This window comes from Enterobacter sp. C4G1 (assembly GCF_052886895.1).
Map to the genome: position 1 here is coordinate 2,400,082 of NZ_JBQVVV010000001.1, position 20,788 is coordinate 2,420,869.

Annotated in this window: 18 protein-coding genes; 9 read left to right on the top strand and 9 right to left on the bottom strand. The window is 55.3% G+C overall.

The window, feature by feature from the left end; all coding sequences use genetic code 11:
- Positions 1 to 34: 34 nt before the first annotated feature.
- Both seqA and pgm read left to right on the top strand, forming a co-directional pair.
- Positions 35 to 583, top strand: coding sequence for a replication initiation negative regulator SeqA (gene seqA / locus ACT9TW_RS11535; RefSeq protein ID WP_014069356.1), 549 nt, complete (start codon positions 35 to 37; stop codon positions 581 to 583).
- A 24-nt stretch (positions 584 to 607) separates the two neighbouring features.
- Positions 608 to 2,248 carry a phosphoglucomutase (alpha-D-glucose-1,6-bisphosphate-dependent) gene (gene pgm, locus ACT9TW_RS11540; RefSeq protein WP_446492427.1) on the top strand — a complete coding sequence of 547 codons (1,641 nt, stop codon included), beginning with the start codon at positions 608 to 610 and terminating at the stop codon, positions 2,246 to 2,248.
- Between the two features lie 92 nt (positions 2,249 to 2,340).
- On the opposite strand, the gene potE is transcribed toward pgm, so the two are convergent.
- The 9 genes from potE to kdpF form a co-directional block, all read right to left on the bottom strand.
- Positions 2,341 to 3,654, bottom strand: coding sequence for a putrescine-ornithine antiporter (gene potE, locus ACT9TW_RS11545; protein ID WP_446492428.1), 1,314 nt, complete (start codon positions 3,652 to 3,654; stop codon positions 2,341 to 2,343).
- The gene (gene speF, locus ACT9TW_RS11550; protein WP_446492429.1) at positions 3,651 to 5,849 is read right to left on the bottom strand and encodes an ornithine decarboxylase SpeF; all 2,199 of its coding nucleotides are present in this window, start codon (positions 5,847 to 5,849) and stop codon (positions 3,651 to 3,653) included. Before speF ends, potE begins: the two co-directional genes overlap by 4 nt.
- 256 nt (positions 5,850 to 6,105) lie before the next feature.
- Entirely contained in the window at positions 6,106 to 6,210 is a 105-nt protein-coding gene (gene speFL / locus ACT9TW_RS11555; protein WP_003858645.1) for a leader peptide SpeFL, read from the bottom strand.
- Between the two features lie 277 nt (positions 6,211 to 6,487).
- Complete coding sequence (gene kdpE / locus ACT9TW_RS11560; RefSeq protein ID WP_014069360.1) at positions 6,488 to 7,165, bottom strand: two-component system response regulator KdpE; 678 nt, start codon at positions 7,163 to 7,165, stop codon at positions 6,488 to 6,490.
- The gene (gene kdpD, locus ACT9TW_RS11565; protein ID WP_446492430.1) at positions 7,162 to 9,849 is read right to left on the bottom strand and encodes a two-component system sensor histidine kinase KdpD; all 2,688 of its coding nucleotides are present in this window, start codon (positions 9,847 to 9,849) and stop codon (positions 7,162 to 7,164) included. The genes kdpE and kdpD overlap by 4 nt, the downstream gene beginning before the upstream one ends.
- Positions 9,850 to 10,425, bottom strand: coding sequence for a potassium-transporting ATPase subunit KdpC (gene kdpC / locus ACT9TW_RS11570; protein ID WP_446492431.1), 576 nt, complete (start codon positions 10,423 to 10,425; stop codon positions 9,850 to 9,852).
- Positions 10,426 to 10,437: 12 nt separating this feature from the next.
- A complete protein-coding gene (kdpB, locus tag ACT9TW_RS11575; RefSeq protein WP_446492432.1) occupies positions 10,438 to 12,486 on the bottom strand; it encodes a potassium-transporting ATPase subunit KdpB in 2,049 nt (682 codons plus the stop codon).
- Positions 12,487 to 12,504: 18 nt separating this feature from the next.
- On the bottom strand, positions 12,505 to 14,184 hold the full coding sequence (gene kdpA, locus ACT9TW_RS11580) for a potassium-transporting ATPase subunit KdpA (protein ID WP_446492433.1): 1,680 nt from the start codon (positions 14,182 to 14,184) through the stop codon (positions 12,505 to 12,507).
- Positions 14,184 to 14,273, bottom strand: coding sequence for a K(+)-transporting ATPase subunit F (kdpF, locus tag ACT9TW_RS11585; RefSeq protein ID WP_014069365.1), 90 nt, complete (start codon positions 14,271 to 14,273; stop codon positions 14,184 to 14,186). The genes kdpA and kdpF overlap by 1 nt, the downstream gene beginning before the upstream one ends.
- 308 nt (positions 14,274 to 14,581) lie before the next feature.
- Here kdpF and ACT9TW_RS11590 point away from each other — a divergent pair, with 308 nt between their 5' ends.
- From ACT9TW_RS11590 to nei, 7 genes are all read left to right on the top strand, one after another.
- Positions 14,582 to 14,788: a YbfA family protein gene (locus tag ACT9TW_RS11590; RefSeq protein WP_013097552.1), complete on the top strand. Its 207-nt coding sequence runs from the start codon at positions 14,582 to 14,584 to the stop codon at positions 14,786 to 14,788.
- Positions 14,789 to 15,390: 602 nt separating this feature from the next.
- Complete coding sequence (phrB, locus tag ACT9TW_RS11595) at positions 15,391 to 16,803, top strand: deoxyribodipyrimidine photo-lyase (protein ID WP_446492434.1); 1,413 nt, start codon at positions 15,391 to 15,393, stop codon at positions 16,801 to 16,803.
- 10 nt (positions 16,804 to 16,813) lie between these two features.
- Positions 16,814 to 17,557 (top strand): type 2 GTP cyclohydrolase I, encoded by a 744-nt coding sequence (locus ACT9TW_RS11600; RefSeq protein ID WP_446492706.1) that lies wholly within the window; start codon positions 16,814 to 16,816, stop codon positions 17,555 to 17,557.
- A 14-nt stretch (positions 17,558 to 17,571) separates the two neighbouring features.
- Positions 17,572 to 18,228: a 5-oxoprolinase subunit PxpB gene (gene pxpB, locus ACT9TW_RS11605; protein ID WP_182060050.1), complete on the top strand. Its 657-nt coding sequence runs from the start codon at positions 17,572 to 17,574 to the stop codon at positions 18,226 to 18,228.
- Positions 18,222 to 19,154, top strand: a complete 933-nt coding sequence (gene pxpC / locus ACT9TW_RS11610) for a 5-oxoprolinase subunit PxpC (RefSeq protein ID WP_446492435.1) — start codon at positions 18,222 to 18,224, stop codon at positions 19,152 to 19,154. Before pxpB ends, pxpC begins: the two co-directional genes overlap by 7 nt.
- On the top strand, positions 19,141 to 19,878 hold the full coding sequence (gene pxpA, locus ACT9TW_RS11615) for a 5-oxoprolinase subunit PxpA (protein ID WP_446492436.1): 738 nt from the start codon (positions 19,141 to 19,143) through the stop codon (positions 19,876 to 19,878). The genes pxpC and pxpA overlap by 14 nt, the downstream gene beginning before the upstream one ends.
- Before the next feature lie 22 nt (positions 19,879 to 19,900).
- Positions 19,901 to 20,692, top strand: coding sequence for an endonuclease VIII (gene nei / locus ACT9TW_RS11620; RefSeq protein ID WP_446492437.1), 792 nt, complete (start codon positions 19,901 to 19,903; stop codon positions 20,690 to 20,692).
- Positions 20,693 to 20,788: the final 96 nt, after the last annotated feature.

The window sequence follows — 20,788 nt, forward strand, 5'->3', positions numbered from 1 at the left end:
CTTGTATTCAGATAAGATATCGCACTGGATTAAGATGAAAACAATCGAAGTTGATGACGAACTCTATCAGTATATCGCCAGCCAAACGCGGCATATCGGGGAGAGCGCGTCCGACATTTTACGGCGTATGCTTAAAATTTCCGCCGCCTCACAGCCTGTCACTCCTGTCGCGAAAGATGTCGTGTCTCAGCCGAGCGTTGCGGTGCAAGCCAAACCCGCTATGACACCTGCGAAAGACAAAGTTCGTGCGATGCGCGAACTGCTGCTGTCTGATGAATATGCAGAACAGAAAAAAGCGGTTAACCGCTTTATGCTGGTGCTGTCTACACTCTACTCACTGGATAACAAAGCGTTTGCTGAAGCGACTGAGTCGCTGCATGGCCGTACTCGCGTCTATTTTGCGGGCGACGAACAGACGCTGTTGCAAAATGGCAATCAAACCAAACCCAAACACGTGGCTGGTACCCCGTATTGGGTGATCACCAATACCAACACGGGGCGCAAGTGCAGCATGGTCGAACACATCATGCAGTCCATGCAGTTCCCGGCGGAATTGATTGAAAAGGTTTGCGGTACAATTTAACCCTTGCATAAGAAGGACCAGGCAATGGCAAATCACAGCCGTGCAGGCCAACCTGCACAACAAAGCGATTTGATTAACGTCGCCCAACTGACCGCTCAGTACTACGTGCTGAAGCCAGTGGTAGGTAACGCAGAACACGCAGTGAAGTTTGGTACATCTGGCCACCGCGGCAGTGCGGGGCGCCACAGCTTTAACGAACCGCATATTCTGGCCATTGCCCAGGCCATCGCGGAAGAGCGCGCTAAAAATGGCGTCACCGGTCCGTGCTATGTAGGGAAAGATACTCACGCCTTGTCTGAGCCTGCATTCATTTCCGTACTGGAAGTGCTGGCAGCCAATGGCGTAGACGTCATTGTGCAGGAAAACAACGGCTTTACCCCAACGCCGGCGGTGTCCAACGCGATTCTGGTGCACAACAAAAAAGGCGGTGCGCTGGCTGACGGTATCGTTATCACACCATCCCACAACCCGCCGGAAGACGGTGGTATCAAATACAATCCACCTAACGGCGGCCCGGCAGATACTAACGTCACCAAAGTGGTGGAAGATCGTGCTAACGCCCTGCTGGCAGATGGCCTGAAAGGCGTGAAACGTATTTCCCTGGATGCCGCGATGGCATCTGGTCGCGTGAAAGAGCAGGATCTGGTGCAGCCGTTTGTTGAAGGGCTGGCGGATATCGTCGATATGGCGGCTATCCAGAAAGCAGGCCTGAAACTGGGTGTAGATCCTCTCGGCGGCTCCGGTATCGAATACTGGAAACGCATCGCAGAGCATTACAAGCTGGATCTGACCATCGTTAACGATCACGTCGATCAGACCTTCCGCTTTATGCATCTGGATAAAGACGGTGCTATCCGTATGGACTGCTCCTCTGAATGTGCGATGGCTGGCTTGCTGGCGTTGCGCGACAAATTCGACCTGGCCTTTGCTAACGACCCGGATTATGACCGTCACGGTATCGTCACCCCGGCAGGGCTGATGAACCCGAACCACTATCTGGCGGTGGCCATCAACTATCTGTTCCAGCACCGTCCAAAATGGGGCAAAGATGTTGCCGTGGGTAAAACGCTGGTGTCCTCTGCGATGATTGACCGTGTGGTTGACGCGCTGGGCCGCAAGCTGGTGGAAGTGCCGGTTGGCTTCAAATGGTTTGTTGATGGTCTGCATGACGGAAGCTTCGGCTTTGGTGGCGAAGAGAGCGCGGGTGCATCCTTCCTGCGTTTCGACGGTACGCCATGGTCCACCGATAAAGACGGCATCATTATGTGTCTGCTGGCGGCAGAGATTACTGCCGTAACCGGGAAAAACCCGCAGGAGCACTACAATGAGCTGGCTGCACGTTTTGGCGCGCCAAGCTACAACCGTATTCAGGCTTCAGCGACCTCTGCGCAGAAAGCAGCGCTGTCTAAACTGTCCCCGGAAATGGTGAGTGCCAACACACTGGCTGGTGATCCTATCACTGCACGCCTGACGGCAGCGCCGGGTAACGGTGCGTCTATTGGCGGCCTGAAAGTGATGACCGACAACGGCTGGTTCGCTGCGCGTCCTTCCGGTACGGAAGATGCGTACAAAATCTATTGCGAAAGCTTCCTCGGCGACGAACACCGTAAGCTGATTGAGAAAGAAGCGGTAGAGATTGTCAGCGAAGTGCTGAAAAACGCGTAAGTGTTAATCTGGTGCGGGCTGATGCCCTCTCCCACAGGGAGAGGGTGAAAATATTAAAAACGGCAACCCTCGGGTTGCCGTTTTGCTTTTACCTAACTGTGTTTGTTCTTCAATTCAAATCGCGGTGACACTAAACCGTACAGCGTCCAGCCCATAAAGGTCACCATCGCGCCGTAGAGCATCGCTTCCTGGCCGGACGAATAGAGCGCATAGAAGCTGTAAATTGCCCCAATCAGCGCCACGATGTTGGCCACTCTGGCTTTGCCCGGATCGACTTTTGCCACCTTCTGAATAATCACCAGTGCCGCCATCGACAGGATGTACGGAATGATATTCGTCACCACTGCCAGGTTTACCAGCACGTTGAACTGGCTGTTCAGCGACGGACTGATGGTCATCAGCGACAAACCACTCTGGAAGATAACAATTGCTAACATACCCTGCACCGGCGCATCTGCTTTCGTCACGCGCGAGAAGATTTTCGGGAAATAACCTTCGTCTGCGGATGACTTAAACACCTGCGCAATGGTGAACTGCCAGCCGAGCAGTGAGCCGCAGCAGGACATTACCATCAGCCCCATGATCACTTTCCCGACGGTTGGGGTAAACATCTGCGCAAAGGCCAGCCCGAACGGCGCGGTGGAGTTGGCGAGATCCATGTTAGGCACAATCCCGGCAATCACGTTGGTTGAAACGATGTAGATTACGGCAGCGCCCAGCGTACCGCCCAGTACGGCAATCGGGACGTTCTTTTCCGGGTTTTCCACAACTTCGGCATTTGCACAGGCGGATTCCAGACCGAGGAATGCCCACAGCGTCATGGCGATAGATGACCCCACCGCAGTAAAGAACGGTACATTGTGCGGGTTCCAGGAGTTGGCATACAGCGTAGGGCTAAACCAGAACCAGCCGATGATGCACAATCCCACCACCGGGATGATCACCCCCCAGACGGTGATACTGCTGATCTGCCCGGTGATGCGCGCGCCACCGAAGTTCGCAATGGTACAGATCCACAATACACAAATGGTGGCGATACCGATTTGTACCGGACTGAGCGTGGCACCAAACAGCTCCGTACCGTAACCGACAGCCGAAATAGCAATCGCCACGTTGGCAATCAGCAACGACACACCATAGGTATAGTTGGCCATAAAGTTGCCCGACTTGCCGAAGGCATACTCCGCATAGCCACCCATGCCACCTGATTTACGGCTGAACATCCCGCACTTGGCAAAGGCCCACGCCAGCGCCATTGAGCCAACGGCAGTCACCATCCAGGAGATAATCGAGATCGTACCGACTTCTGCGAGCTTGGTAGGCAGCATGATAATTCCCGACCCCATCATGTTTACCATGGTGAGGATGGTCAGCTGCACCACGCCCATCTTGTTAGACTTACTCATAATTTTTCTCCTTTCAGCAACGACGGCTGAGTGGCAGGTTGCTTGATGACGTTACAGCGAACGTGTTTGCGGCCGTCACACTCTTCCACGTACACGCCCTGGAGCTCTGGCGCAAAGCCCGGCAACAGGTTGATCCCTTCTTCCAGCGCGGCAAAGTAGCGCAGCACTGAACCGCCCCAGACTTCACCTGGCACAACGCACAGCACGCCTGGTGGGTAAGGGAGAGCGCCTTCGGCGGCAATACGGCCTTCGGCATCGCGCAGAGACACCAGCTCCACCTCACCGCGCAGGTAGGCATAGTTGGCGTCCTGGGGTGACATCACCACGCGTGGGAAATGGGACTTACGGAACATCTCTTTTTGCAGCTGTTTCACGTTATTACGCGCATACAGGTCGTGCATTTCCTGGCAAATCTGACGCAGGGAGTAGTCGGCGTAGCGTTCCGGGTATTGCTTACAAATCGATGGCAGTACCTCTTTTAACGGCGCATCGGTCTGGAGCAGTTTTTCGAAGCGTACCAGCTGAGCCACAAGCTGCTGCAATTTGCCCATATCCTCTGCCGGGGTCAGCAGGAACAGGATGGAGTTCAGGTCGCATTTTTCCGGGACAATACCGTTTTCGCGCAGGAAGTTCGCGAGAATGGTCGCCGGGACGCCGAAATCCTCGTACTCACCGGTACGGGCGTTGATGCCCGGTGTGGTCAGCAGCAATTTGCACGGGTCGATAAAGTACTGATGCTCGGCATAACCTTCAAAGGCGTGCCAGTTCTCGCCGGGGACGAAGTGGAAGAAGCGCAGGTCAGTGGCAATTTCTGACGTATCCCAGCTTTCCCACGGGCGGCCATCTACGGTTTCCGGCACGAACGGGCGAAGGAACTGGCAGTTTTGCAGAATAAGTTTGCGCGCTTCGATACCCGTGACCACGCAATCCATCCACATGTTGCGACCGCTCTGGCCTTCATGCATCCGGGCGTTGATATCGAGCGCCGCAAACAGCGGATAAAACGGGCTGGTGGAGGCGTGCATCATAAAGGCGTTGTTGAGACGCTTATGCGGCACATAGCGCTGCTGGCCTTTGATGTGGCTGTCTTTCTTGTGGATCTGCGAGGTTTGCGAGAAACCAGCCTGCTGTTTATGCACGGACTGGGTCACCAGAATGCCCGGATCGTTCTCGTTTAGCTCCAGTAGCAGCGGCGAGCAGTCGGCCATCATCGGAATAAATTGCTCGTAGCCCACCCATGCAGAATCAAACAGGATGTAATCACACAGGTGGCCAATGTTATCCACCACCTGACGGGCGTTATAAATGGTGCCATCGTAAGTACCAAGCTGGATAACCGCCAGTCGGAACGGGCGTTCGTCACGGGCGCGACCCGGGGCAACTTCTGCGACCAGCTCGCGAAGATAGCTTTCTTCGAAGCAGTGCGCGTCAATCCCGCCAATAAAACCGTATGGGTTTCGTGCTGTTTCCAGATAAACCGGCGTCGCACCGGCCTGTAACAGCGCCCCGTGGTGGTTGGATTTATGGTTATTTCGATCGAACAGCACCAGGTCGCCAGGCGTCAGCAGGGCGTTTAAAACCACTTTGTTTGATGATGACGTACCGTTCAGCACAAAATAGGTCTTATCGGCATTGAACACTTTTGCGGCATGTTGCTGGGCAATACAAGGGGCGCCTTCGTGGATCAGCAGATCGCCCATGGCCACATCCGCGTTACACAGATCCGAACGGAACAGCGTTTCGCCAAAGAAATCCACAAACTGGTTACCGGCAGGATGACGGCGGAAGAACTGCCCCCCCTGATGGCCCGGGCAGTCAAACGCGCTGTTGCCCTGTTTGACGTAATCTACGAGGGCGCGGAAGAACGGCGGGCGCAGTTGGGTTTCGTACTTCTGCGCGGCAGCTTCAAGCTGGCGGCCATAGAAATCATTGCTGGTGTCAGAGCATTCAAAAACCCCCTGAATGCGGGACAAATATTCTGCCGGAACAATTTCTTCTTTATGTGTGGCAATAAAGACGGGAATACCAAATCCTGTTGCTTCTATTTCTTCTATCGCACCACTTGAAATATCGTTAATGGCCAAAACAACGGCAGCAACATCAATATAATCAGAAGCACTCACATCCACCATTTCGCGAGTGGTGGTAAAGCAATCAGGGCATGAACGGCTGGCAGCAATTTTTAAACTTTTCATCTTTATCTCTTTATTTTAGGCAATGGGAGGCCTTCGATTCTTTACAAGAAAAAAATCGATAATTTACCGGAATAAAAAGCAAAGCCTGACCTCTGATAAAAAATCAGTTAATTGCTTTTTACAGAATTAAATCCAGTCCGTCCGGCTACGAAAGAGCCTGGATCAAGAGAAATGAGCGCACGTGTTCACAGGCAGTTGCCTGTAAAATAAGGTTTTTTAGAATGACCTGTAAGCAGATGCGCCAGAAGTCGAAGGACTACCGGGCATTAAAGAGATGAAAGTCGAAGCAGTTACGGTGGGCAAACATCATAATATGAGTTGTCCGCCGTATGTGGGGCATTAAACGATTATTGTTTTCCATGTGTGTTTTCCTTTCAGTAATTGAAAGCATGGTCATTCTATCCAGGAAAGGGCGACAAACCGTGAAGGAGATCAACAATAATCGATCAGATCAGAAATAAATATTCTATTTTATTGAATATCGCAGATCAAAATGCTGTTTTGTATGATTAATGTTAACACTCTGTTTTTATATTGTTTTGATTGGCTAAAAATAAGCCGTAAATAATGGTTTTGCTATTTTCTAATATATACATAGGGTGTTATTTATTTTAATTAAAATCAAAATGAATAACTATTCAAATCATGAACCGATAACCGATACCGGTTTCAGTTAATAAATGACGAGGACGCGCGGGGTCGACTTCGAGTTTCTGGCGAAGATGTCCCATATATATGCGTAAATAGTGACTATGCTCAACTGCGTTTGGTCCCCAGACCTGATTTAACAGCTGACGCTGGGTGAGGACCTTACCATGGTTGTTGAGCAAAACGGCGAGCAGACGAAATTCAATCGGGGTGAGGTGGATCTCCTCTTCACCGCGCTGGATGCGCCGCGAAGCTAAATCGACCTGAATGTCGGAAAAGGTGTACACCGGCTCTGAAGGCGTTGTGGCACTGTGTCGGCGCAGCGCCACGCGTAGCCGGGCCTGAAGCTCGCCAATCCCAAAGGGCTTGATCAGATAGTCGTCAGCACCGGCATCGAGTGCCGCGATTTTATCTGTCTCTTCGGTACGGGCCGAGAGCACCAGAATGGGCATCTGACTCCACTGGCGCACTTCGCGGATGAAATCGATGCCATCGCCATCCGGCAGCCCCAGATCGAGAATGACCAGGTCCGGCTTGCGGGTTGCGGCTTCGATCAGGCCGCGCTGGAGCGTCCCCGCGTCATGAACGCGCAGGCCGTCTCCTTCCAGCGCGGCGCGCAGAAAACGGCTAATCGCGAGTTCATCTTCAACAATCAGGACGTTAATCACAAATCCTCTGGCAATTCATCAAGTTCTGGCGGGGGATCAAGAGGAAGTGTAACACAGAAATGCGCGCCACCTTCCGGGCGGTTCGCCGCTGAAATGGTTCCCCCGTGCACATCGATAATGGCCTGGCAGATAGCCAGCCCAAGCCCGACCCCCGGAATGGCAGACTCCTTATTTCCGCGCGCGAACTTCTCAAAAATGGCGTGCTCCTGCCCGGCAGGGATGCCAGGACCGGTATCCCAGACCTCGAGCTGCAAGGTGTGTGCTTCTACCGTTGCGTTAATGCCAATACGGGCTTTCTGCCCCGCATATTTGGCGGCATTTTCCAGCAGATTGATCAGCACCCGTTCGAACAGCGGCCCGTCAACGTGGATGAGCGTCAGCGGTTCTGGCAGGTTCAGCTCAATATGCCGACCGCCCATTCCGGGCTCGAGCATTTTTAAGGCGCTGCCAACCACTTCCTCGAGCGTCAGCCACTCTTTTTTGAGGTTAAAACCGCCGGACTGAATACGTGCCATATCCAGCAAATTATTCACCAGACGGGTGGTATTGAGTACATGCTGGCGTATTTCGCTGGCCTGCAAGGCGTGGCTGGAGCCTTCCGCCGCCAGGTCAAGCGTCAGGATCTCTGACTGACCAAACAGCACGGTGAGCGGGGTACGCAGGTCGTGTGAAAGTGCTGCAAGCAGGGAGTTACGAATGCTCTCGCGCTCGCTGGCAAGCCTTGCCTGTTCTTCGCTGCTGGTGAGCGCCAGACGTTCAAGCGCACTGGCAACCAGCAGGGTAAATGTCTCCAGCAGGCGTTGCTGCTCGGGGATCATCAGTTGGCGCAGGTTGGTAGGTTCGACAATCACCAGCCCCTGATTTTTGTCGGCACTGCGCAACGGCAGGATCTGGTAAGGCACGCCTGGCAACGTATCGGTCCCGGCGCCGGCGGGCAAACCTTTATCAAAACTCCAGCGAGCAATGGCTTCATCCCAGGGCGTCATCCCGGTGGCTGACGTCAGCGGGCGCAACACACCATGCTCGTTTGGTAACAAAATCAGGTTACTGGCGTGAAACGTGGAGCGAATAAACTGCTCGCTGGTCTGGACGATATCCAGAGGCGTGCGGCCTACTGCCAGGGATTTGGACATCTCGTATAGATGTCGAGTGCGCTGTTCGCGATAGCGGGCAATCCGCGCCTGATAGCGAACACCCGCGGTCAGATTCCCGATAACCAGCCCCACGGTAAGCATCACGCCAAACGTCAGGATGTACTGCACATCCGACACTGCCAGCGTGCCACGTGGGGCGATAAAGAACAGATCGAAGCTCACCACGTTGATAACTGTTGCCAGGACCGAAGGCCAGCGACCGTAGAAAAGCGCCACCACAACCACGCCCAACAGGTAAATCATCACCAGATTAGCGGCGTCAAAGGCGATCAGCCACTGGCTGGCAATGAGGGTTATCAGGGTGCAAAGTACAACGGCAACAAGGCAGCCGCGGATCTGAATACGCCATTTATCACTAAATGCCCGGGCATCCGGCAGGCGGCCTGGCAGGGGAGAGGGCTTGTCATCGAGTGCCACAATCACCAGATCCAGATCGGGTGCGCGTCGGGCCAGCTTATCGGCAAAAGATTCGCGGCTAAACCAGCGGCGATGCTGACGGCGACCAATAACGATTTTGCCGAGATTGTGTTCTCGCGCGTAGCGCAGAATGGCTTTGTCTTCCACCGGGTCGGAGAGAGTGGCGGTTTCAGCGCCAAGCTCCTGGGCAAGCCGGAGCGAGCCAAGGATCGCCCGGCGCTGGTTTTCCGGCAGCGCATGAAGACGAGGGGTTTCGACATACACCGCGTGCCAGACGCTGCCAAATTTTGCCGCCAGCCGGGCGGCAGTACGGATAAGCTTTTCGTTGCCACTGCCGTGATCAATGCACAGCAGAATGGCATCCCGCGTGTGCCAGACGCGCTCTTGTCCTTGCAGATCACGCCAGGCGCGCATCTGATCGTCAACGCGGTCGGCTGTGCGGCGCAGGGCCAGCTCGCGAAGGGCAATCAGGTTGCCCTTGCGAAAGAAATGCTCAATGGCGCGTTCGGCCTGGCCTGCGATGTACACTTTACCTTCGTGCAGACGCTGGCGCAGATCGTCGGGGGGAAGGTCAACCAGCACGACCTCATCGGCAGAATCGAAGAACGGATCCGGCACGGTCTCCCACACCTGAATACCGGTGACACCGCTGACTACGTCGTTCAGGCTCTCCAGATGCTGAACGTTCACGGTCGTAAAAACGTCGATGCCCGCTTCCAGAAGCTCTTCGACGTCCTGCCAGCGTTTAGGGTGGCGTGAGCCTGGTGCATTGCTGTGCGCCAGTTCGTCCATCAGGATAAGCGCCGGACGGCGGGCGAGGGCGGCGTCCAGATCGAACTCAGTGACCAGCCGCCCGCGGTGGCTGATACGGCGGGGCGGTTGCGCGGTAAGCCCGGCCAGCAGCGACGCTGTCTCTTTGCGCCCGTGAGTTTCAACGACGCCGATAAGAATGTCGAGCCCTTGCGCCCGTAACCGCTGTGCTTCAGTGAGCATGGCAAAGGTTTTCCCGACGCCCGCGCAGGCGCCGAAAAAGATTTTCAGTTTGCCGCGATGGGCTTCAGCGGTCTGTTCGAGCAGCCTGTCCGGGTCCGGGCGAATGGGCTCGTCGGTCATTTAGTTTTTCCTTAGCGCGTCCAGCGCCAGATTCAGCTCAACAATGTTCACGACTGGCATCCCGATGAAACTGACCAGCGGTTTTTGCGTATGCTCAGCAACCAGCTGGCTGACCTGTTCGGTGGTCAGCTGGCGGGCGGCAGCCACGCGCGGAATTTGCCATGCGACCGATGCCGGCATCAGGCTGTAATCCAGCCCGCTGGCGGAGGCGGTCACCAGCTCGACAGGCACCTCGCGGCTGGCCTGCGGATTAGCTGCACGCAGTGCGGCAACGCGTTCTGCAATCGCATGGTCCAGCTCCGGGTTGCTGCCGGCCAGATTACTGCCACCGGAGGCCATCGGATTATACGGGCTTTCAGCCGTGGCGGAAGGGCGACCCTGGAAGTAGCGGGCATCCGTAAAGTTCTGGCCAATAAGGCGTGAACCACGGGTTTCTCCATCCTGCATAATCAGCGAGCCGTTCGCCTGATCGGTAAACCACCACTGGCCCAGCGCGGTGGTCACCAGCGGGTATAGCCCGCCGGTAATCAGCGATAACAGAATAAACAGAAGTATAGCGGGGCGTAACATTGTCATTTGATTCACCTTTTAAACCAGCCCGAACAGGGTCAACAGCATGTCGATAACCTTGATGCCAACGAAAGGAACGACCAGCCCACCCAGCCCGTAAATCCACAGATTACGGCGCAGCATGGCGGCTGCAGTCAGCGGCTTGTAGCTCACGCCTTTCAGCGCCAGCGGGATCAGGAAGACGATGATCAGGGCGTTAAAAATCACCGCGCTGAGAATGGCCGACGCCGGGGAGTGCAGATGCATGACGTTTAGCGCGTTCAGTTGAGGATAGGTTGCCGCGAACGCCGCCGGGATAATGGCAAAATACTTCGCCACATCGTTGGCAATACTGAAGGTGGTAAGCGAACCACGGGTCATCAGCATCTGTTTACCGATGTGAACCACCTCAATCAGCTTGGTCGGGTTAGAGTCGAGGTCCACCATGTTGCCCGCTTCTTTCGCCGCCTGCGTCCCGGAGTTCATCGCAACTGCGACATCGGCCTGCGCCAGCGCTGGCGCATCGTTAGTGCCATCACCTGTCATCGCCACCAGTCGACCTTCAGCCTGATACTGGCGGATCAGCGCCAGTTTGGCTTCCGGCGTGGCTTCTGACAGAAAATCATCCACACCCGCTTCTGCGGCGATCGCGGCGGCAGTAAGACGGTTATCCCCGGTGATCATCACCGTTTTGATCCCCATCTTGCGTAGCTGGGCAAAACGCTCTTTGATCCCGCCTTTGACAATATCTTTCAGCGCAATAACGCCCAGCACATGCGACCCTTCAGACACCACCAGTGGAGTGGCTCCCTGACGGGCAACGCTGTCTACCAGTTTGTCCACTTCTGGCGGGAAATGGCCGTTGTTAGCTTCGATATGGCGACGAATGGCGTCGACGGAGCCTTTGCGGATCATCCGGTCCTGGATGTTAATCCCGCTCATACGGGTCTGGGCGGTGAAGGGCACAAAGGTGGCATGAAGACTCTGCACATCGCGCTGACGCAGGTTAAAACGCTGCTTAGCCAGAATCACGATGCTGCGGCCTTCCGGTGTTTCATCGGCCAGCGACGAAAGCTGCGCGGCGTCAGCCAGCGTTTTTTCATCCACGCCAGGCGCGGGTAAGAAATCCGACGCCTGACGGTTACCGAGGGTGATCGTCCCGGTTTTATCCAGCAGCAGAACGTCTACATCACCCGCGGCTTCAACGGCACGTCCGCTGGTGGCAATAACGTTCGCGCCCAGCATCCGGCTCATACCGGCCACACCAATAGCTGAAAGCAGCCCGCCGATGGTGGTCGGGATCAGACAGACAAGCAGGGCAACCAGCACAGTAATACTGACCGCGGTACCACCGTAAGCTGAAAACGGCCACAGGGTGGCGGTTGCCAGCAGGAAGACAATGGTCAGTGCAACCAGCAGAATGGTCAGGGCGATTTCGTTTGGCGTTTTACGACGCTGTGCGCCCTCGACCATGGCGATCATCCGGTCCAGGAAAGTTTCGCCAGGGTTAACGCTGCACTGAATAACCAGCCAGTCAGAGAGAATGCGCGTGCCGCCTGTGACGGAGGCAAAATCGCCGCCGGATTCACGGATTACCGGGGCGGATTCCCCGGTAATGGCGCTTTCGTCTACCGATGCCCCGCCTTCAATGACTTCACCATCGCAGGGGATGATATCCCCGGCTTCGACCAGCACCACATCCCCTTTACGCAGCTCATCCGCCGGGACGTGATCCATCTGTGCACCATATTTTGGCTCGCGCAATTTGCGGGCAAACGCGGTCTTTTTTACCCCTTTCAGGCTGTTGGCCTGCGCTTTACTGCGGCCTTCCGCCAGGGCTTCGGCAAAGTTGGCGAACAACACGGTGAACCACAGCCAGAGGCTGATAGCCCCGGTAAACAGCGCATTTCCCACCAGATGACCGGTCCCCATCGCCACTGCCAGTGCCGTGGTGAGCAGGCTGCCAACCCAGACGATAAACATCACCGGGTTATGCCACTGAACGCGCGGGCTTAATTTTTTCACCGCATCCATTAGCGCCTGGCGAACTAAAGACGGTTCAAGCAGGGCCAGTTGTTTACGACTCATGACAAATTCTCCGCAAAATCAGCGTAAAGAGAGATATTCCGCGACCGGGCCTAACGCGAGGGCGGGGATAAAGGTCAGGGCACCGACCAGCAACACGGTGCCAATCAGCAGTCCAGTGAACAGTGCACCGTGGGTCGGTAACGTACCGCTGGTGGTCGGTTGGATTTTTTTACTCACCAGCGAACCGGCAATGGCCAGCACGGGGACGATGACGCCAAAACGGCCGACAAACATGCAAAACGCCAGCAGACAGTTCCAGAACGGGGAGTTGGCGCTCAGGCCTGCAAAGGCGCTGCCGTTGTTGTTGGCGGCAGACGAGACGGCATAAAGCACTTCACTAAACCCGTGAATGCCCGGGTTGAAGATGCCGCTGCGTCCCGCTTCGGTCATCAACGCCAGCGCTGTGCCCAGCAGCACAAGTGCCGGAGTGACCAGGATAGCCAGTGCTGTGAGCTTCATTTCACGCACGTCGATTTTTTTACCCAGGTATTCCGGGGTGCGGCCAATCATCAGCCCGGCGATAAACACCGCCAGCAGAACAAACAGCAACATGCCGTACAGCCCGGAGCCTACGCCGCCAAACACCACTTCACCGATTTGCATCAACCACAGTGGGATCATGCCGCCCAGTGCCGTAAAGGAGTCGTGCATCGCGTTGACCGCACCACACGAGGCCGCTGTAGTGACAACCGCGTAAAGGCTGCTCGCCAGGATGCCAAAGCGGCTCTCTTTCCCTTCCATATTGATGTTGCTGCTGGCGCCCAACTGCATGAAGTGGCTGTTGCCATTCCATTCGGCCCACATCACCAGCGCTGCGCAAATTACGAAGATAAGGGACATCGCCCAGAGCAGGGTGCGGCCCTGGCGGCGATCGTTAACCACATCGCCAAACGCAAAGCACAGTGCGGCAGGGATCAGGAAGATCGCCAGCATTTGTACGCAGTTCGTCAGCGCCGTTGGGTTTTCAAACGGATGAGACGAGTTGGCATTGAAGAACCCGCCCCCGTTGGTGCCGAGCATTTTTATGGCCTCTTGCGAGGCAACCGGCCCCATTGGCAAAAGCTGTTTTGCCCCTTCAAGCGAGGTATAGCTTGTGTAGGGAAGCAGGTTTTGCAGCGTGCCTTGCTGAATAAAGAACAGGGCAATAATGAGGGAAATTGGAAGCAGCACCCACAGGATGATACGTGTCAGATCGACCCAGGCGTTACCCAACGTACCGACATTCTGACGCGCAAATGCTCGCGTCAGGGCGAAGATCACCGCAATGCCGCTGGCTGCAGAGAGGAAGTTCTGCACTGTTAAGCCAGCCATCTGGCTGAAGTAGCTCAGGGTGGTTTCACCGGCATAGGACTGCCAGTTGGTATTGCTGACGAAGCTGACCGCCGTGTTCAACGCCAGATGCCAGGACAGGCCCGGCAACTGCTGCGGGTTCAGCGGTAAAATGCCCTGAAGCATCAACATCGCGAACAGCGCAACCAGGCCGACAATGTTGAGCAGCAGGATAGCCATCAGATACTGGCACCAGTTCATCTCCTGGTCGCGTATTCCCAGTACGCGCCAGAGCCCTTTTTCAACGCTGCCAGCAACGGGCAGCGCCACGTTGTTTATCATCCTCGCAAGCAGGGTTCCCAGTGGTCTTGCAAGCAGGAACAGCAGCAGTAAAAAGCTGGCAATAAGCAAAAACGCCTGAGCAGCCATCAGAATGCCTCCGCATTAATCAGGGCATAAACCAGATAACCCAATAACAGGAACACCAGCACGATGCCGGCAATCAGACCTGCACTCACAACCCACCTCCGGGTGACATTTATATTTGTTCTAAAGATAGGATTTACGGCGCAAAGATTTCGCAAAAATCAGGAAGGGGGATGTAAAAAAAGTATAAAAATGAAAAAAACCACAATTTAACTGCTGATAAGTAAATCGTTAACTTTTTTGTAACTTAGTTACGGCGAGAGTGTAAATATTCACTAAATGGATGAAAATAAGTGGTCGGATGAGTAGTAAAATTACAAACAAAGCGATATTATTTTAGCCAGGTCACAGATTTTGAATTTTCCGGATGATGTTTCCGGCCAACTATAGGGGAGAAAATATGGATCTGTATAAAGAGTATCCGGCTCATATCGTTTTCATGCGTCGCGCTTTCGCCGTAGTGGCTGGCGTGCTGGCACTGCCGGTCATGCTTTTCTGGAAAGACCGCGCACGTTTTTATAGCTATCTGCACCGCGTCTGGGCGAAAACCAGCGAAAAGCCGGTGTGGATGGATCAGGCCGAAAAAGCGACCTGCGATTTCTACTAATACTAAGATTACACACAGCAATAAAAAAACCGCCAACAGCAATGTGGCGGTTTTTTTATCCCTCTGGATTCGCGGTCCGTTGGGTGGTCTTGCAGCCCCTACCCGGGATTTTCATCATACCCTACTGTAAACAGATGGCAATCCCTCTAAACCTTTATAAAATCCTAATTTTATTCGAATAATTTACCTTTGCTGGTGATGTTATTTATGATGCAGCGTCCCTTTCCGCCATCTCGCACATGGGCATCGGTCCAGGGAAAGGTGTTTTTACAGCCGTAAAGCAGCCCACCTACCCGGGCTTGTGTCCACCGACTTATCACCGGTGGTGAACGGTGGAGCGGTTAGCAGCAGGGACCGCATAATGAAACGCTATATATGCATTGCGTTCATTGTCGCCTGCGTACTCGTTGTTAAGCGTGATGAACCGACCGGGTTTGTTGCATTGACCACGATAGCGCAGGACAAGTAGCGTTAAGGCCGCCTCGGGCGGCCTTTTTTATTTCATCACGTCTACACTTCATGGCAAAGTACCGTAAAAGGCCGCCGCTTTTTCCTTTGGTGGCGTGCCCTTACGGACATAATGGATATTTGCCTGGAGTTTTATGCCCACCCATCTGGTTTGGTTTCGCGCCGATTTACGCGTACATGACAATCTCGCCCTCGCGGCGGCCTGCCTCGATAAGCACGCTCGCGTGCTGGCGCTGTTTATCGCTACCCCCGGTCAGTGGCAACAGCATGATGTGGCACCCCGACAAGCGGCATACCTTCGCTCGCATCTGAATCATCTGCAACATGCACTTGCCGAAAAAGGCATTCCGCTGATTTATAAAGAGGTGAGTGACTTTGCTGCGCAGCAAGCTGCGGTAATGGAAATCTGTCAGCAGCACGACGTTACGCACCTTTTTTACAACTATCAGTACGAGTTCAACGAGCAGCAGCGGGATCGTCAGCTGGAAAACATCGCAGAAGAGGTTGTATGCCAGGGATTTGATGACAGCGTGATGCTGCCCCCTGGCAGCGTGATGACCGGCAATCATGAGATGTATAAAGTCTTTACGCCGTTCAAAAATGCGTTTATCAAGCGTCTGAAAGAGGGATTGCCCGAGTGCGTTGCTGCGCCGGCCATCAGAGGTGAAGCCTTAACAGATTTGCCTGAACTCGCATTTAACTACCCGCAGGCAGCGTTTAACGACGCCCATTTTCCGGCATCGGAAAAAGAGGCTATCGCGCAACTGCGCCACTTCTGTAAACAGGGCGCGGCAGATTACGAAGCGCGTCGGGATTTCCCCGCCGTTGAAGGCACCAGCCGTCTGTCAGCCTGTTTAGCCCTGGGCGTGCTGTCACCGCGTCAGTGTTTGCATCGCCTGCTGGCGGAACAGCCGCGTACGCTTGACGGTGGGCCAGGTTCAGTGTGGCTCAACGAACTTATCTGGCGCGAGTTTTACCGCCATCTGATGACGTATCATCCTGCTTTATGCAAACATCGGCCATTCATCCGCTGGACGGATAACGTCAAATGGCAGCACAACGATGAGCACCTTCAGGCCTGGCAGAAGGGGGCAACGGGTTACCCGATTGTCGATGCTGCCATGCGCCAGCTCAATGAAACGGGATGGATGCATAACCGTCTGCGGATGATTACCGCCAGCTTCCTGGTGAAAGATCTGCTTATCGACTGGCGCGCCGGGGAGCGGTATTTTATTTCTCAGCTTATTGATGGCGATCTGGCCGCGAACAACGGCGGATGGCAGTGGGCAGCGTCCACCGGAACCGATGCGGCTCCCTATTTCAGGATTTTTAACCCTACAACGCAGGGGCAAAAATTTGATGCTGACGGTGAGTTTATCCGCCACTGGTTGCCCGCGCTCAAGGACGTTCCCGCTAAAGCGATCCACGACCCGTGGGCATGGGCGGATAAACAGGGCATAAGGCTCGATTATCCCCGTCCCGTCGTTGACCATAAACAGGCGCGAGTCGCCACGCTGGCGGCGTACGAAGCCGCTCGCAAAACTTAAGAGAGTGATGATGAAAAACACCGAACTGGAAAGCCTGATTAACGAAAAACTCAACACCGCCTCTTTCAGCGACTACGGGCCAAACGGTCTGCAGGTTGAAGGGCGCGAAACGGTGCAGAAAATTATCACCGGTGTGACGGCAAGCCAGGCGCTGCTGGATGAGGCCGTGCGTCAGGAAGCGGATGCAATCATCGTTCATCATGGCTATTTCTGGAAAAATGAATCCCCGATTATTCGTGGCATGAAGCGCAACCGGCTGAAAACGCTGCTGGCCAATGACATCAACCTGTATGGTTATCACCTGCCGCTGGATGCCCATCCTGAGCTGGGTAACAACGTACAGCTGGCGCAGCTGTTGGGCATTACCGTCATGGGTGAAGTTGAGCCGCTGGTGCCGTGGGGTGAGCTGGCCATGCCGGTCCCAGGGCTGGAGCTGGCTTCCTGGATTGAAGCCCGGCTTGGCCGCCGCCCGCTATGGTGCGGTGATACCGGGCCAGATACGGTTAAACGCATTGCCTGGTGCACGGGCGGCGGTCAGGGCTTTATCGACAGCGCGGCGCGTTTCGGTGTGGATGCATTCATCACCGGAGAAGTCTCTGAACAAACCGTTCACTCCGCACGTGAACAAGGGCTGCATTTTTACGCGGCCGGGCATCACGCAACAGAGCGCGGCGGCATTCGCGCACTCAGCGAGTGGCTGACGGAAAATACCGATCTGGATGTGACGTTTGTGGATATCCCTAATCCTGCCTGATGAGAGGTGTTTAAGTGCAGCGAGCGCGTTGTTATCTTCTGGGTGAAACGGCAGTGGTTCTGGAGCTTGAGCCTCCGGTGACACTTGCCACGCAAAAGCGTATCTGGCGGCTGACGCAGCGCCTGGCGGATGTACCGGAAGTGGTGGAAGCCATTCCGGGTATGAACAACATCACCGTTGTGCTACGTAATCCGCATACTCTGGCGCTGGACGCCATTGAGCGTTTGCAGTGCTGGTGGGAAGAAAGTGATGCGCTGGAGCCAGAATCCCGGTCGATTGAGATCCCGGTCGTTTATGGCGGTAAGGGTGGCCCGGATTTGTCTGTTGTGGCGCAGCACTGCGGGTTAACAGAAAAACAGGTTGTCGAACTGCACGCCTCGGTGAACTACGTGGTCTGGTTTTTAGGATTCCAGCCTGGCTTCCCCTATCTGGGCGGTTTATCACCCGAGCTGCATACGCCGCGTCGGGCTGAACCGCGCCTGAGCGTCCCGGCGGGGACCGTGGCTATCGGAGGGGAGCAAACCGGCATCTACCCGCTTGCCTCACCCGGTGGCTGGCAACTGATCGGACACACCTCTGCACCGTTATTTGAACCCGGGAAGGATGCGCCAATACTCCTTCGCCCTGGGGATACCCTGCGCTTTGTCCCGCAGAAGGAGGGGATATGTTAACGCTTATTCGCGCAGGACTTTATTCCTCGGTTCAGGATGCTGGCCGGTTTGGCCTGCGCCAGTCGGGCGTCAGCTATTGTGGCGCGCTCGACCGGCCGGCACTTGAAATTGCCAACCTGCTGGTGGGCAACCCTGGCAATACGGCGGCGCTGGAAATCACTCTTGGTCAGTGTGTATTGGAATTTAGCCAGGAAACCTGGTTTGCCCTGACCGGTGCAGGTTGCGATGCAACGCTTGATGGCAAAGCGGTGTGGACGGGCTGGCGGCTGCGGGCGAAAGCGGGCCAGCGATTGATGCTCAAACGCCCGTTACACGGCGTACGCAGCTATCTTGCGGTTGCCGGGGGTATCGATGTGCCGGAAGTGATGGGCTCGTCCAGTACCGATGCCAAAGCGGGCATCGGCGGGCATGAAGGGCGCCTGCTTCACGACGGCGATCGTCTTGACATTAAGCCATCATCTCGCCACTTCACCACAACCCAGGGGGTGAAACAACTGCTCTGGGGTAACCTGATTCGCGCCTTGCCAGGACCAGAATATCAGGAATTTGACGAGGTTTCTCAGGAGTCATTCTGGCGTTCTCCGTGGCACCTTAGCCCACAAAGTAACCGTATGGGTTATCGCTTGCAGGGGCAGCCGCTGACCCGTACGACAGACCGTGAATTGCTGTCCCACGGTTTGTTGCCTGGCGTCATCCAGGTGCCGGGAAACGGTCAACCAATTGTGCTGATGAATGATGCGCAGACAACAGGTGGTTACCCGCGTATTGCCTGTATTATCGATGCCGATCGCTACCATCTGGCGCAAATACCGCTTGGGCAGCCGATCCACTTCGTTCAATGCTCGCTGGAGGAGGCGCTGAAAGCGCGTCACGATCAGCAGCGATATCTGGAACAACTGGCGTGGCGACTCGATGGTAAAGATTGATTTAAACGCCGATCTGGGCGAGGGCGGCAGCGCAGATGCCGAACTGATGACGCTGGTCTCTTCGGTCAATATCGCCTGCGGTTACCATGCGGGCGATGCGCAAACCATGCTGGTGAGCGTGCGTAGTGCAATTAAAAATGGCGTAGCGATAGGTGCTCATCCCAGCTTCCCCGACAGGGAAAACTTTGGCCGCACGGCAATGGTTTTACCGCCCGAGACTGTTTACGCCCAGACGCTGTACCAGACCGGAGCGCTGGACGCGATTGTCCGCGCCCAGCACGGCGTAATGCGCCACGTGAAGCCGCACGGGATGCTTTACAACATGGCCGCACAGGATCCTGCTCTGGCGGACGCCATTGCCCGTGCCGTGTGGGATCACAATCCGCAGCTGATCCTGGTCGGGCTGGCGGGGAGTGAACTTATTCGCGCCGGTCAGCGCCTGGGGCTGGTCACTCGTCAGGAAGTGTTTGCCGACAGAGGGTATCAGCAGGACGGTAGCCTGGTTCCACGCGGTCAACCAGGAGCGCTTATCACTGATGACGCGCAGGCGCTGGTACAAACACTGGATATGGTGCGCACCGGGCGGGTGAGAACGATTAATGGTACTCAGGCAAACGTACAAGCTGAAACGGTGTGCTTACACGGTGATGGCGAGCACGCGCTGCTGTTTGCGCGTCGGCTGCGGGCGGCTTTTGCTGAACAGGGGATCCTCGTTCGCGCCTGAATTTTACAATAAGGACTGAAAGATGCCAGAAGGCCCGGAGATCCGCCGCGCGGCGGATAGCCTGGAGGCGGCGATAAAAGGCAAGCCCCTGACGAATGTCTGGTTTGCTTTCCCTCAACTTAAGCCGTTTGAAGCACATCTGCTGGGGCAAACGGTGACCCATATCGAAACGCGGGGCAAAGCACTGCTGACGCACTTTTCCCATAACCTGACGTTATATAGCCATAACCAGCTTTACGGTGTCTGGCGGGTGATTAATACGGGTGAGTCATTGCAAACCACCCGCGTGTTGCGTGTTAAATTACAAACGGCCGATAAAACCATCCTGCTGTATAGCGCCTCGGATATCGAAATGTTAACGCCGGAGCAACTGCTCACTCACCCGTTCCTGCAGCGTGTCGGGCCGGATGTGCTGGATATGCGGCTGACGGCGCGCGATGTTAAAGCCCGGTTGTTATCGCCCACCTTCCGCAACCGGCAGTTTTCGGGGCTGTTGCTCGATCAGGCGTTTCTGGCAGGTTTAGGCAATTACCTTCGCGTAGAAATTCTGTGGGCGGTAGGGTTGGCAGCACAACATAAAGCGTCGCAGTTGAATGATGCACAACTCGATGCGTTATCCCATGCGCTGCTGGATATCCCGCGCCTGTCGTACAACACGCGTGGCGTGGTGGATGACAACAAGCACCACGGGGCGCTGTTCCGCTTTAAGGTGTTTCATCGCGATGGTGAACTCTGCGAGCGGTGTGGCGGGGTGATTGAGAAGACAACGCTCTCTTCAAGACCGTTTTACTGGTGTCCTGTGTGCCAAAGGTAAAAGCAAAACGGTAACCCAAGGGTTACCGTTTTTAATGTTTGTTCCCTCTCCCCGTGGGAGAGGGTTAGGGTGAGGGCATCAGGCCGCACCCGAGTA

Coding starts and splice junctions, on each gene's coding strand:
- seqA (WP_014069356.1), top strand. CDS start 35: ATGAAAACAATCGAAGTTGATGACGAACTCTATCAGTATATCGCCAGC.
- pgm (WP_446492427.1), top strand. CDS start 608: ATGGCAAATCACAGCCGTGCAGGCCAACCTGCACAACAAAGCGATTTG.
- potE (WP_446492428.1), bottom strand. CDS start 3,654: ATGAGTAAGTCTAACAAGATGGGCGTGGTGCAGCTGACCATCCTCACC.
- speF (WP_446492429.1), bottom strand. CDS start 5,849: ATGAAAAGTTTAAAAATTGCTGCCAGCCGTTCATGCCCTGATTGCTTT.
- speFL (WP_003858645.1), bottom strand. CDS start 6,210: ATGGAAAACAATAATCGTTTAATGCCCCACATACGGCGGACAACTCAT.
- kdpD (WP_446492430.1), bottom strand. CDS start 9,849: ATGACCGACGAGCCCATTCGCCCGGACCCGGACAGGCTGCTCGAACAG.
- kdpC (WP_446492431.1), bottom strand. CDS start 10,425: ATGACAATGTTACGCCCCGCTATACTTCTGTTTATTCTGTTATCGCTG.
- kdpB (WP_446492432.1), bottom strand. CDS start 12,486: ATGAGTCGTAAACAACTGGCCCTGCTTGAACCGTCTTTAGTTCGCCAG.
- kdpA (WP_446492433.1), bottom strand. CDS start 14,184: ATGGCTGCTCAGGCGTTTTTGCTTATTGCCAGCTTTTTACTGCTGCTG.
- ACT9TW_RS11590 (WP_013097552.1), top strand. CDS start 14,582: ATGGATCTGTATAAAGAGTATCCGGCTCATATCGTTTTCATGCGTCGC.
- phrB (WP_446492434.1), top strand. CDS start 15,391: ATGCCCACCCATCTGGTTTGGTTTCGCGCCGATTTACGCGTACATGAC.
- ACT9TW_RS11600 (WP_446492706.1), top strand. CDS start 16,814: ATGAAAAACACCGAACTGGAAAGCCTGATTAACGAAAAACTCAACACC.
- pxpC (WP_446492435.1), top strand. CDS start 18,222: ATGTTAACGCTTATTCGCGCAGGACTTTATTCCTCGGTTCAGGATGCT.
- pxpA (WP_446492436.1), top strand. CDS start 19,141: ATGGTAAAGATTGATTTAAACGCCGATCTGGGCGAGGGCGGCAGCGCA.
- nei (WP_446492437.1), top strand. CDS start 19,901: ATGCCAGAAGGCCCGGAGATCCGCCGCGCGGCGGATAGCCTGGAGGCG.